General features: G+C 61.9%; 9 protein-coding genes. 7 read left to right on the top strand and 2 right to left on the bottom strand.

Going from position 1 to position 11,989, the window contains the following annotated elements; genetic code table 11:
- The first annotated feature begins 1 nt into the window (after position 1).
- From CAF87_RS04220 to CAF87_RS04190, 7 genes are all read left to right on the top strand, one after another.
- Positions 2–1,000: an acyl-CoA dehydrogenase gene (locus CAF87_RS04220; protein ID WP_085731131.1), complete on the top strand. Its 999-nt coding sequence runs from the start codon at positions 2–4 to the stop codon at positions 998–1,000.
- Complete coding sequence (locus CAF87_RS04215; RefSeq protein ID WP_085731132.1) at positions 997–1,755, top strand: PIG-L deacetylase family protein; 759 nt, start codon at positions 997–999, stop codon at positions 1,753–1,755. The genes CAF87_RS04220 and CAF87_RS04215 overlap by 4 nt, the downstream gene beginning before the upstream one ends.
- Positions 1,752–2,351 carry a class I SAM-dependent methyltransferase gene (locus CAF87_RS04210; RefSeq protein WP_085731133.1) on the top strand — a complete coding sequence of 200 codons (600 nt, stop codon included), beginning with the start codon at positions 1,752–1,754 and terminating at the stop codon, positions 2,349–2,351. The genes CAF87_RS04215 and CAF87_RS04210 overlap by 4 nt, the downstream gene beginning before the upstream one ends.
- A complete protein-coding gene (locus CAF87_RS04205) occupies positions 2,348–3,007 on the top strand; it encodes a glycosyltransferase family 2 protein (RefSeq protein WP_085731134.1) in 660 nt (219 codons plus the stop codon). The genes CAF87_RS04210 and CAF87_RS04205 overlap by 4 nt, the downstream gene beginning before the upstream one ends.
- 174 nt (positions 3,008–3,181) lie before the next feature.
- Positions 3,182–3,943 carry a PIG-L deacetylase family protein gene (locus CAF87_RS04200; RefSeq protein WP_085731135.1) on the top strand — a complete coding sequence of 254 codons (762 nt, stop codon included), beginning with the start codon at positions 3,182–3,184 and terminating at the stop codon, positions 3,941–3,943.
- A gap of 88 nt (positions 3,944–4,031) precedes the next feature.
- Positions 4,032–4,829 carry an endonuclease/exonuclease/phosphatase family protein gene (locus CAF87_RS04195; RefSeq protein WP_085731136.1) on the top strand — a complete coding sequence of 266 codons (798 nt, stop codon included), beginning with the start codon at positions 4,032–4,034 and terminating at the stop codon, positions 4,827–4,829.
- Positions 4,830–5,260: 431 nt separating this feature from the next.
- The gene (locus CAF87_RS04190; protein ID WP_085731137.1) at positions 5,261–6,331 is read left to right on the top strand and encodes an autotransporter outer membrane beta-barrel domain-containing protein; all 1,071 of its coding nucleotides are present in this window, start codon (positions 5,261–5,263) and stop codon (positions 6,329–6,331) included.
- Positions 6,332–6,383: 52 nt separating this feature from the next.
- Here CAF87_RS04190 and glgB read toward each other — a convergent pair whose 3' ends face one another.
- Entirely contained in the window at positions 6,384–8,615 is a 2,232-nt protein-coding gene (gene glgB / locus CAF87_RS04185) for a 1,4-alpha-glucan branching protein GlgB (RefSeq protein WP_085731138.1), read from the bottom strand.
- A 2-nt stretch (positions 8,616–8,617) separates the two neighbouring features.
- On the bottom strand, positions 8,618–11,959 hold the full coding sequence (gene treS / locus CAF87_RS04180) for a maltose alpha-D-glucosyltransferase (protein ID WP_085731139.1): 3,342 nt from the start codon (positions 11,957–11,959) through the stop codon (positions 8,618–8,620).
- Positions 11,960–11,989: the final 30 nt, after the last annotated feature.

The raw sequence follows: 11,989 nt of genomic DNA, 5'->3' as shown, positions 1-11,989 counted from the left end.
CATGGACCTGAGCGACTATTTCTCGCGTCACACGCCGGACTACCGGGATAGCGCAGCGCTGGGGCGGTGCCTGCGGGAAATGGTCGAGGCCGGACTGGACCGACTGCCGTTGCCCGGCAGCGGTCGCACGCTGGAGCGCTGGCAACGACTGTCCGAAGTCGGCGGGCATGATCTGGGTTTGTGCAAACTCTACGAAGGTCATACCGATGCCTTGGCGATCATCGAACAGCTCGGCGGCACACCGACACCCGGCAGTACGTGGGGCATGTGGGCGGCCGAGCCACCGCAGGCGCGGGTCAGGGTCAGCCGTTTGGGGCAACTGGTGCGACTGAACGGGCGCAAGGCCTGGTGCTCCGGGGCGGCGGTACTCAGTCATGCCCTCCTTACGGCGTGGGATGAGGACGATCGTCAGCAACTGGTGGCCGTGGCCCTAGATCAACCGGGTGTGACCGTGACCGATCAAGGCTGGCAAGCGGTCGGCATGGCGGCCACCGGCAGCGTCGAGGTGCTGTTCGACGAGGTCGAGGCTCAGGCGATTGGCGCCCCCGGCGACTACCTGCAACGTCCGGGTTTCTGGCACGGCGGGATCGGGATCGCCGCGTGCTGGTACGGCGCCGCGAGGGAGATCGGCGAACGCTTGCGCCAGCAGTGTGCACGACATGAAGAACCTCAAGCGCTGGCCAGTCTTGGCGCCGTCGACAGTGCCTTGCACGCCGCGTCTCAAGTGCTGCGTGTCAGTGCTCTGGACATCGACAGCGATCCCCACGCCTGCGCAGAACTGCTGGCCCGCCGCGTTCGCGCCGTGGTCGAAGCTACCGCCGAGCAGGTCATCCGCGAGACCGGACGGGCACTCGGGGCCGGGCCGTTCTGCAAGGATCCGCACTTTGCCCGCCTGGCGGCCGACCTGCCGGTTTACCTGCGCCAGAGCCACGCCGAACGAGATCTGGCGGCACTTGGCCAATTGACTGCGCAACAACCACGCGGGTGCTGGGCGTTATGAAGCGCAACCCGATCGTCGGCGAGGGAACCTCCCTGCATGAATGGCAGGGCTCACGTCATCTTGCGGCGTTGGACAGTATCGATATTCTCGACCTGGTGCCGCCGGGATCGAGGGCCGTTGTGATTGCTCCACACCCGGACGACGAGATCCTGGGATGCGGCGGACTGCTGCAGTTGCTTGCTGCGGCGGGGCGAACACTTCAACTGATTTCGGTCACGGATGGCAGCGCCAGTCATCCCGGCTCGGATCGCTGGCCGGTGGAGCGCCTGAGCGTGGTGCGCCCGCAGGAATCCGCAGAAGCCCTGCGCCGCCTCGGCCTGCCCATGCACCAGTTGCAATGGTTGCGTGGTGGCTTCCCCGACACGCAAGTCGCCGCGCGCGAGTCGATGCTGTGCGAATACCTGACTCACTACCTGCAACCCGACGACGTGATCTTCACCACCTGGCGCGAGGACGGCCACAGCGACCACGAAGCCGTCGGCCGCGCCAGCATCAAAGCGGCGCAACACGTGGGCGCGATTTGCCACGAGCTGCCGGTCTGGACCTGGCACTGGGCAACACCGGAAGACGCCATCGTGCCGTGGGAACGGGCGCGCAAAATCCTGCTCAGTCCGGCACAGGTCGCGCGCAAGCGTCACGCGGTGCACGCGTTTGCCAGCCAGCTGGAAGGCGATCCCGAAGCCGGCCTGCCACCAGTGCTCGCGCCCTATGTCATCGATCGACTGCTGCAACCGTTCGAGGTGGTCTTCCTGTGAGTGTCGAGGATCGCTACTTCGAAGGCCTGTTCGCGGGCAACAACGACCCCTGGGGATTCCGCCAGCGCTGGTACGAGCAGCGCAAACGCCTCGTGACCCTGGCGGCCCTGCCCCGCCCGCACTACCGGGCAATCTTTGAACCGGGGTGCGCCAACGGTGAACTGGGTGCGGTGCTGGCCGAACGCTGCGATCGGCTGTTGTGCTGCGACACGAGTGCTGCCGCAGTCAATCTGGCGCGTACCCGGCTGAGCTTGTTCGACCACGCCGAGGTGCGTCACGGTCGTCTGCCTGACGACTGGCCCGAGGAAAAATTTGACCTGATCGTCTTCAGCGAAATCGGCTACTACCTGGACCGGCAGGATCTGACAGAGGTCATCCGTCACATCAGCGATTCGTTGACGGCGGACGGACAATTACTGGCCTGTCACTGGCGCCCCCCCATTGAAGGATGCCCGCTCAATGCCCGACAGGTTCACGACCTGATTCACGAACAGTTGCACCTGCCGCGACTTGTCCTGCATCAGGAAGCGGATTTCCTGCTTGAAGTCTGGAGCCGAGAACCCCGTTCGGTGGCCGCGCTTGAGGGGTTGCGATGATTGGCATCCTGATTCCCGCCCACAACGAAGAAGACTGGCTCGATGACTGCCTGTGCGCCGCCCTGCGCGCGGGTGACCATCCTTTGCTGGCGGGTGAACCGGTGGAAATCCTGGTGGTGCTCGATAGTTGCACCGATCGTTCGGCGCACATCGTCAGTCAGTACCCGGTGCTAGCGCTGAGCATCGACGCACGCAACGTCGGGCAGGCTCGCGCCATAGGCGCCCAACAACTGCTTGAACGCGGTGCGCGCTGGATTGCCTGTTCGGACGCCGACAGCCGTGTCGCCGAAGACTGGTTGGTGGCACAACTGGGGCTGGGCATGGATGCCGTGTGTGGCACGGTGACGGTCGAGCATTGGCATGAGTCGTTCGATGAAGCGGCGCAGATTCGCTATCACGGTGATTACCAGGCTTGTGAAGGTCATCGGCACATCCATGGCGCCAATCTGGGTGTCAGCGCGCAAGCCTACGTCCGCGCCGGCGGATTCGAACCGTTGCCCTGTGATGAGGACGTGCAACTGGTCCGACAACTGGAGCGTAGCGGGGCCAGCATCGCCTGGAGCCACCGCCCGCAGGTCGTTACCAGCACCCGTCTGGACAGTCGGGCACGCGGTGGTTTTGGCGACTATCTGCGACACTTGGCACAGACTGAATAAAAAAAACCGGAGCAGATTGATCTGCGACGCGACGAACCGTGCGTCTTGAGCAATACTCAGCATCGCGGCAATCCAGGGTTCGGAGCGCTGCAGAGTTATCAACCAGCCTTCACGGGTCAGACACGCGTTGCCGTGGGTGACTGAAGGCCAGACTCAACAAGGACGTCCTGCCCCATGAAACCGTTATCTCTCAGCGACAGCGGCCTGCCGGCGCAAATCTGGAACAGCGCCGCGCAACTCGACAACATCCCTGTCATCAACACCCATAGCCTCGTACCACCCGGCGCTCGCGCGGTGGTCATTGCGCCACATCCTGGTGACGAAGTGGTGACCTGCGGCGGCCTGCTGCAACTGTTGTCCTCTCTGGGCCATCCGCTGCAATTGCTCTCGATCACTGACGGCAGCGCCAGCCATCCCGGCTCGCGCCAGTGGTCGGAAAAACGCCTGAGCGTGTTCCGCCCCCAGGAAAGCGTCGAAGCCCTGCGTCGCCTGGGGCTGCCGATGCACAGCCTGAAATGGGTGCGCGGCGGTTTCACCGACAATGCCCTGTTTGAACAGGAAACCCAACTGACCGAATTCATCTCGCGTTACCTGCGACCCGGCGACGTGGTGTTCAGTACCTGGTGCGAGGACGGTACCGCCGATCATGAAGTGGTCGGTCGGGCCAGCGCAAAAGCCGCACGACTGGCCGGTGCCAGCTACCACGATGTGCCGGTCTGGGCCTGGCACTGGCCAGAACGTGATCAGGCACAGATCCCCTGGCACCGCGCGCGCAAGCTGCGCCTCGATACCTGGACCGTCGCGCGCAAGAGCCACGCCACCCACGCCTATGCCAGCCAGTTGAACGGCGAACCGGCCATCGGTATTGCACCGTTGTTGCCCAAGGCTATTCTGGAGCGCATGCGCCTGCCTTATGAAATTGTCTTCGTGGATTGAAGGCCGGGGCGCGTGCAGTCACTCAATGTGAACTGCCCGCGCCCGGATCAGTCGCATGAAAAGACACTCATGATTCAGAGGAGCGACCGTGTCCAGCGACCCCAAGCGTCATGTCATCGACGCACAGCCCTCGAACCCGTCGACCATCCACCGACTGCGGGTATTGACGGTCAACACGCACAAGGGTTTTACCGCACTCAACCGGCGTTTCATTCTTCCGGAGCTGCGTGAGGCCGTGCGCAGCACCAGCGCCGATCTGGTGTTTCTTCAGGAAGTGGTGGGCGAACACGAACGGCATTCGAACCGCTACAACGAGTGGCCGCAAACCTCGCAATACGAATTTCTCGCCGACAGCATGTGGAGCGATTTCGCCTACGGGCGCAATGCCGTCTACCCCGACGGCCACCACGGCAATGCACTGCTGTCCAAGTACCCGATCCGCGAATACCGCAACCTCGATGTCTCGATCACCGGACCGGAACGCCGTGGTCTGCTGCACTGCGTGCTGGATGTGCCGGGGCATGCTGAAGTTCATGCGATATGCGTGCACTTGAGCCTGCTCGAAAGCCATCGTCAATTGCAGCTGCAACTGCTCTGTCAGTTGCTCGAATCCTTGCCCGAGGATGCGCCGGTGATCATCGCCGGCGACTTCAATGACTGGCAGATGCAGGGCAACCTCACCCTCTCCCGCCGCGACTACCTGCACGAAGCGTTCGAGCGTCATCACGGACGGCCGGCCAAGACCTACCCGGCGCGCTTCCCGCTACTGCGACTGGACCGGGTCTACTTGCGCAACGCCAGCAGCCACGACCCGCAGATTCTGGGCAACAAGCCCTGGACGCATTTGTCGGACCACCTGCCGCTGGCGGTCGAGGTGCATCTGTAGTTCGACCGCGCCACGAGTGTCTGCGCCAACATCGACTACAGTCGCAATATTGACAGTAATGACTAGCGTGGCCCGGCAGGAAATCTGGGCGTTTGCATCAGTTGGAAAGCCGATAGCAGGCTAAGAAAATGCTCTGTTTCGCGGTTCCGGGTGTGTTTTACCCTGCAAACAACAACTTAGATATGTGCAGAAAAACAAACACTTGTGACCTATGATTTAGCCATACCGCTTATCGTCCAATTTCTTGACGCAGGAACATCAGTCTTCTTAGCTCTACCTTACTACCCCCGGAAACACTACTCGGGGCGGGCCTTCGGACACTCGTTAAAACGGGTGGCTGCGGGTTCGCCTCGCTCCATTCGGTCGCCCCTCGTTCGGGGTAGGAGAGACGCCAAGGCGAGATACCACATGCGCTAGCAAGGTAGATCTTCATGAAAACCTCACTCACCCCACACGAGATCAAAATCACCTTTTGCACTGTTTCAAGCTCTATCCTGCTGTGCTCATCCATGGAGGCGCAGGCGGGTCCTGTGGCGGATGAGACTACGCCCTGGTATCGCCAAGACGTGCCGATCCTGACTCTGCCCGCGACCGTCATCACCCCCGATCCGCAACGCTTGAGCCCGCGCCCCGACTTGCGCAGCAACTACCTGATCACCGAAGACCTTGCCCCCTCGGTCTGGGATCAACTCTACGGACAGGCCTCTCGCCAGGCACAGACCGACATCCTCAACCCCGGGTTCGCGACGCCAGGTGGTGGAGAGTTCAAAGGACCGCCGGTACTGACCCTGCAAGGCAGCAGCGGCCAGACCCAACGGATCGGCCTGATCGGCGGCCTGAATCAGATCCAGGGCAACGGCAGCCGCCTGATCGTCAACCGCGCCCTCGCCGATCCGACCACCGACACCCTCAACCTGCAAGGCCAGAGCCTCGGCGCCTACTACAGCCTGATCGGGTCCGAAGGCTGGCACGTCGACCTGTCGGCCAGCGGTGGCCGGGTCAGCGGCTTCAGCCGCAATGAACAGGGTGCGCGACTGGCTACTGAGGGCAGCGCGATGACGTTCTCGGTGGAGGGCGGCTTCCCGATCGGCCTGAGCGAAAACTGGGTAGTCGAGCCACAGGCGCAGTTGATCAATCAGCGAATCACCCTCGACACGCCTTACGCGGGCTCGGGCAACGCTTCATCGACTGATATTTCGTCCTGGAGCGGCCGGGTCGGCGCCCGCCTCAAAGGCAGTTACGATCTAAGCGGCCTGCCCGTGGAACCTTACGTGCGCACCAACCTCTGGCACACGGTTTACACCGGTAACGCGGTGACCCTCGATCAGGTGGACAAAATCAGCAGCAGCCGCAAGTCCTCGACGGTGGAACTCGGTCTGGGTCTGGTGGCGAAGGTCACGCCGTCAGTAAGTCTGTACGTCAGCGCCGACTACAGCAGTGATGTGGATGACAACGATCTGAACGGGTTGATCGGCAGTCTGGGGGTGCGGATGCGCTGGTAAGGACGCCCCGCTTCCCTGCGGGAGCAAACCATTTGCTCCCGCAGGTTTATCATCAACCCTCGGGCTTGAGAATCAACACCGCCAGCGGCGGCAGGTTCAGCTCCAGCGACAACGCCTGACCATGGCTCGGCACATCTTCGGTGAACGCCCCGCCACCGTTGCCATAGTTGGAGCCGGCATACGTATCGGCGTCACTGTTGAGCAGCTCCTTCCAGCGCCCGGCAAACGGCACGCCCACCCGGTACGACTGACGCGGCACCGGCGTGAAGTTGGCCACCACCAGCACCGGCGTCCCCTCCTTGCTCCAGCGCAGCCAGGCGTAGACGCTGTTGATCGCATCGTCACCGATCAGCCACTGAAACCCTTGCGGCGCATCGTCCTGCTCATGCAGGGCCGGCTCTTCGCGGTACAACCGGTTCAGATCGCCAACCAGTTTCTGCACGCCTTTGTGCTCGGAGTACTGGAGCAGATACCAGTCCAGTTGCTGATCGTGATTCCACTCGCGCCACTGGCCGAACTCGCAGCCCATGAACAGCAGCTTCTTGCCCGGATGGGTCCACATGAAGCTCAGATAGGCGCGCAGGTTGGCGAATTTCTGCCAGCGGTCGCCGGGCATCTTGTCGATTAGCGAGTGCTTGCCGTGCACCACTTCGTCGTGGGAAATCGGCAGGATGAAACGCTCGGACCAGGCGTACACCAGACCAAAACTCAACTCGTTGTGATGATGGGCGCGGTACACCGGGTCCTGCTGAATGTAGTGCAGCGAATCGTGCATCCAGCCCATGTTCCATTTGTAGGCGAAACCGAGCCCGCCCTGCTGGGTGCTCTGGCTGACACCCGGCCACGCCGTGGACTCCTCGGCGATCACCAGCGCGCCCGGCGCTTCCAGCGCCACCACATCGTTCAAGTGGCGAAGGAAATCGATGGCTTCCAGATTCTCGCGACCGCCATGCCGATTGGGCACCCACTCCCCCGCCTTGCGCGAATAGTCGCGATACAGCATCGACGCCACCGCATCGACCCGCAGCCCGTCGACGTGGAAATGCTTCAGCCAGTGCAACGCCGACGCCAGCATGTAGCCGTGCACTTCGGTGCGGCCCAGGTTGTAGATCAGCGTGTCCCAGTCCTGATGGAAACCTTCCAGCGGATTGCCGTATTCGTACAGTGCGGTGCCGTCGAATTGCGCCAGGCCATGGGTATCGGTCGGAAAATGCGCCGGCACCCAGTCGAGAATCACCCCGATACCGGCCTGATGACAGGCGTTGACGAACGCAGCGAATTCATCCGGCGTGCCGTAACGCGCACTCGGCGCGAATTGCGACAGCAGCTGATAACCCCAGGAACCGCCGAACGGGTGCTCCATGATCGGCATCAGTTCGATGTGGGTGAAGCCCAGCTCCTTCACGTAGGGAATCAGCCGCGCGGCCAGCTCCGGCCAGGTGTACTGACGCGCCACTTCGCCGAGATCGTCGAGTTCACATTGCCAGGATCCGGCATGCAGTTCGTAGATCGACAGCGGCGCATTGTGTTGCTGGCGCTCGCGGCGGCCGGTCATCCAGTCCTGATCCTGCCAGTCGATCTGCAGCGGCGAGGCGATTTTCGACGCAGTGTCCGGCGGCAGACTGGTGGCCAGCGCCATCGGGTCGGCCTTCAGCGGCAGGATGCCGTGGGACCCGAGGATTTCGTACTTGTACAGCTCCCCCGCTTGCAGGCGCGGAATGAACAACTCCCACACGCCGGACGGATGCCGCAAGCGCATCGGGTGCCGGCGTCCGTCCCAGACGTTGAAGTCGCCGACCACCGATACCCGTCGGGCATTCGGTGCCCACACGGCAAAGCGCACACCGTCGACGCCATCGACGGTTTTCAGCTGCGCGCCGAGGCAACTGCTGAGGTCGCGATGGTTGCCTTCGGCGAACAGATACAAGTCCATTTCACCGAGCAACTGGCCAAAACTGTAGGGATCTTCCGCAACCTGCTCACCACCGGCCCAACGGGTACGCAACAGGTAGGGCCGCGTGTCCTCGAAATGGCCGACGAACAGCCCCGGTGTTTCGGTAGCCTCCAGCGGACCACGCTCTTCGCCACTGTGTTTATCCAGTACCGAAACGCTTAACGCGCCGGGCAGATACGCCCGGATGAACTGCCCGCCGGCACCATCGCCGTGGGGCCCGAGAATGGAAAACGGGTCCTGATGTTCTGCGCGCACCAGGGCATCGATGTCCCTCGCCCCGGGCAGCAAACGCTCTTTAACTTGACCCTGCTCCTTGTTCGAGAAACTCATGACTACTCTCCACCAAGATCGGAAAAGGGTTCCAGCCCCGTCAGTAACCCATACAGACCGTGCAACGGCACGGGTAGCCAGGTGGGGCGATTTTCGGCTTCATAGGCCACTTCGTAGGCCGCTTTCTCCAGACCGAATAACGCCAGTGCGGCGTCGGCACCTTCAGGATCCTGCCAGGCATGATCAAGACTAGCTGCCGCCCGGCGATATGCCTCGACAAATGCTTCGCGGGCCTCACGCAAATAGCGTTCGGCGACCCGGCGACGCGCCGCCTCAGCCTCGGGACTGTTGTCGACGTTGTGTACGTTGATGGTCATCGCGGCGGCGTAATCGAAGGAACGCAGCACCCCGCTGACATCCTTGTACGGACTGTGCTTGCCCCGGCGCTCGGCCAGTGGCCGCGCCGGTTCGCCTTCAAAATCGATCAGGTACGCATCGCCCTTGATCACCAGTACTTGCCCCAGATGCAGATCGCCATGAACGCGGATGCGCAAGCCGCCGGCGGATTTTTTCGCCAGCTCCTGCACATGGGCGAGGATGGTTTTCTTGTGGTCGAGCAGACGAGCGACAAGCTTCTGATCCGCTGCATCGAGTTCGCCCTGATGCTGCTTGAGCAACTTCAGCGCGTGCTCGACCTGAGCGCCGACATCCTTGCCGGTCGCCTGCGCATCCTTGGTCGAGCTGATCTGCGGTGCGAAGTCCTTGTTGTCGCTCGGTGCTGCCAGCACCTGATGCATTTCCCCCAGACGCTGCCCCAGCATACCGGCGAAATCCTTCAGCTCGCCGAGGGCGTTGTAGTGTTGCGACTGTTCGGACACGGCGTCCGCCAGCTCATCGCGCAACGCCCGTTCGAGGTTGTTCTGCGTCCATTCCCAGGCATCGCCCTGATTGCTCAGATAGCCTTGGGCGATCATCAGCAGGTTGTCTTCGCCCCTCCCGTCGCGACGAATCACCGAGCCGAGCAGTGGGGAAATATTGGCAAATCCGGCCGCTGTCAGGTAAGCGCTCATCTCCAGTTCCGGGTGTACGCCAGACGCGACTTTGCGGATCAACTTGAGCACCAGGCTGTTGCCGATCACCACCGAACTGTTGGATTGCTCGGCAGACAGATAACGCACTTCGGATTCCGCGCCGAGGCCAAGTTTGTCGAGATGCGGCGTGGCTTCGAAACGGATTTCGCCATCGCTGGATTCCAGCACCGTGCCGCTCTGCATGCCTTGCAGAACAGCGCGTATAAACGCTTCAAGACTGAAGGCGTCAGTGATCAACCCGACCTGACGCACCCGGCGCACTCGCGCCAAAGCCAGTTGCTGCGGCAACGCCGGCCCTACCTGATCTTCCGAAATGAAACCAAAGGGCAGCTGATAACGGCTGGTCTGCCCGTCACTGTGTACTTCGATTTCGCTGAGCAACACCGGATGCTGTGCGTCGCCGAAGCGCACGCCGTAGGCGAGTTTCACCTGGTCGATGGCGGCGTCCTTGCCGGCGAACCAGCGGCGGTTTTGCAGCCAGTTCGGCAGGATGCCCTGTTCGAGGGTGGCGCGGGACGGCGCCTCCAGCAGTTCCTCCATGCGTTTTTTCAGCACCAGCGTGGTGAAATCCGGCAGGCTCTGCGCGGGTTCAACGTGCCAGCTCGGCATCTGGTTTTCCGCCGCCAGGCCAAACCAGTAGAAGCCGTAAGGCGCCAGCGTCAGCAGAAAGTTGAGCTGGCCGATGGGCGGAAATGCGTTACCACCTAGCATTTCCACCGGCACCATGCCGACGTAGGCCGACAAGTCCAGTTCCACCGCTTGCGCGCTGCGCGACACGTTGGCCACGCACAGGATGATTTCATGCTTGCCGTCGGGCCCGGTGTATTCGCGGGTATAGGCCAGCACGCGTCGGTTGGCCGGCGACAGCATTTTCAAGGTGCCGCGACCGAACGCCTTGGACTGCTTGCGCACGGTCAGCAGACGTCGGGTCCAGTTCAGCAGCGAATGCGGATCGCCGGCCTGGGTTTCGACGTTGATCGACTGATAGCCGTACTGCGGATCCATGATCGGCGGCAGCACCAGACTGGCCGGGTCGGCCCGGGAGAAGCCGCCGTTGCGGTCGATCGACCATTGCATCGGCGTGCGCACACCGTCACGGTCGCCCAGATAGATGTTGTCACCCATGCCGATTTCGTCGCCGTAATACAGGGTCGGCGTGCCGGGCATCGACAGCAGCAGACTGTTGAGCAGTTCGATGCGCCGACGGTCGCGCTCCATCAGCGGCGCCAGACGCCGGCGAATGCCGAGGTTGATCCGCGCACGGCGGTCAGCGGCGTAGTAGTTCCAAAGGTAGTCGCGTTCCTTGTCGGTGACCATCTCCAGCGTCAGTTCATCGTGGTTGCGCAGGAAGATCGCCCATTGGCAGTTGGCCGGGATCTCCGGAGTCTGGCGCAGGATGTCGGTGATCGGAAAGCGATCTTCCTGGGCCAGCGCCATGTACATGCGCGGCATCAGCGGGAAGTGAAACGCCATGTGGCATTCATCGCCATTCACGCCCTCGGCGTCGGTATCACCGAAGTACAGCTGGGTGTCTTCCGGCCATTGATTGGCCTCGGCCAGCAGCATGCGATCCGGATAATTGGCGTCGATTTCGGCGCGGATCTGCTTGAGGACGTCGTGGGTTTCCGGGAGGTTTTCATTGTTGGTGCCGTCACGTTCGATCAGGTACGGAATCGCGTCCAGTCGCAGGCCGTCAATGCCCATGTCCAGCCAGTAACGCATCACCGACAGCACGGCTTTCATGACTTGCGGGTTGTCGAAATTCAGGTCCGGCTGGTGCGAATAGAAGCGGTGCCAGAAGTATTGGCCGGCCACCGGGTCCCAGGTCCAGTTGGACTTTTCGGTGTCGAGAAAAATGATCCGCGTACCGTCGTATTTCTGGTCGTCATCCGACCACACATAAAAGTCGCGGGCCGCTGAACCGGGTTTGGCCTTGCGCGCGCGCTGGAACCACGGGTGCTGATCCGAGGTGTGGTTGATGACCAATTCGGTGATGACCCGCAAACCACGCTTGTGCGCCTCGGCGATGAAGCGCTTGGCGTCGGCCATTGTTCCGTAATCACTGTGTACACCGCGGTATTCAGCAATGTCGTAACCGTCATCGCGCCGTGGCGACGGGTAGAACGGCAGCAGCCAGATGGTGTTGACACCGAGTTCGGCGATGTAATCGAGTTTGGCGATCAGGCCGGGAAAATCGCCAATCCCGTCGTTGTTGGAGTCGAAAAATGATTTGACGTGAACCTGATAGATCACCGCGTCCTTGTACCAGAGCGGGTCCTTGATGAAGGTGGCTGACTTGGGTTTCTTCGCCATGTGAAACTCCTGTTCAATGCATGAATGCGT

Source organism: Pseudomonas sp. R38(2017), from assembly GCF_002112395.1.
GTDB lineage: Bacteria > Pseudomonadota > Gammaproteobacteria > Pseudomonadales > Pseudomonadaceae > Aquipseudomonas.
Note: the sequence above shows the minus strand (reverse complement) of the source record. Positions and strands in the feature narration are given on the sequence as shown.

Excerpts from the sequence above, each read along its gene's own strand:
- CAF87_RS04220 (WP_085731131.1), top strand. The coding sequence starts at position 2 with ATGGACCTGAGCGACTATTTCTCGCGTCACACGCCGGACTACCGGGAT.
- CAF87_RS04215 (WP_085731132.1), top strand. The coding sequence starts at position 997 with ATGAAGCGCAACCCGATCGTCGGCGAGGGAACCTCCCTGCATGAATGG.
- CAF87_RS04205 (WP_085731134.1), top strand. The coding sequence starts at position 2,348 with ATGATTGGCATCCTGATTCCCGCCCACAACGAAGAAGACTGGCTCGAT.
- CAF87_RS04200 (WP_085731135.1), top strand. The coding sequence starts at position 3,182 with ATGAAACCGTTATCTCTCAGCGACAGCGGCCTGCCGGCGCAAATCTGG.
- CAF87_RS04190 (WP_085731137.1), top strand. The coding sequence starts at position 5,261 with ATGAAAACCTCACTCACCCCACACGAGATCAAAATCACCTTTTGCACT.
- glgB (WP_085731138.1), bottom strand. The coding sequence starts at position 8,615 with ATGAGTTTCTCGAACAAGGAGCAGGGTCAAGTTAAAGAGCGTTTGCTG.
- treS (WP_085731139.1), bottom strand. The coding sequence starts at position 11,959 with ATGGCGAAGAAACCCAAGTCAGCCACCTTCATCAAGGACCCGCTCTGG.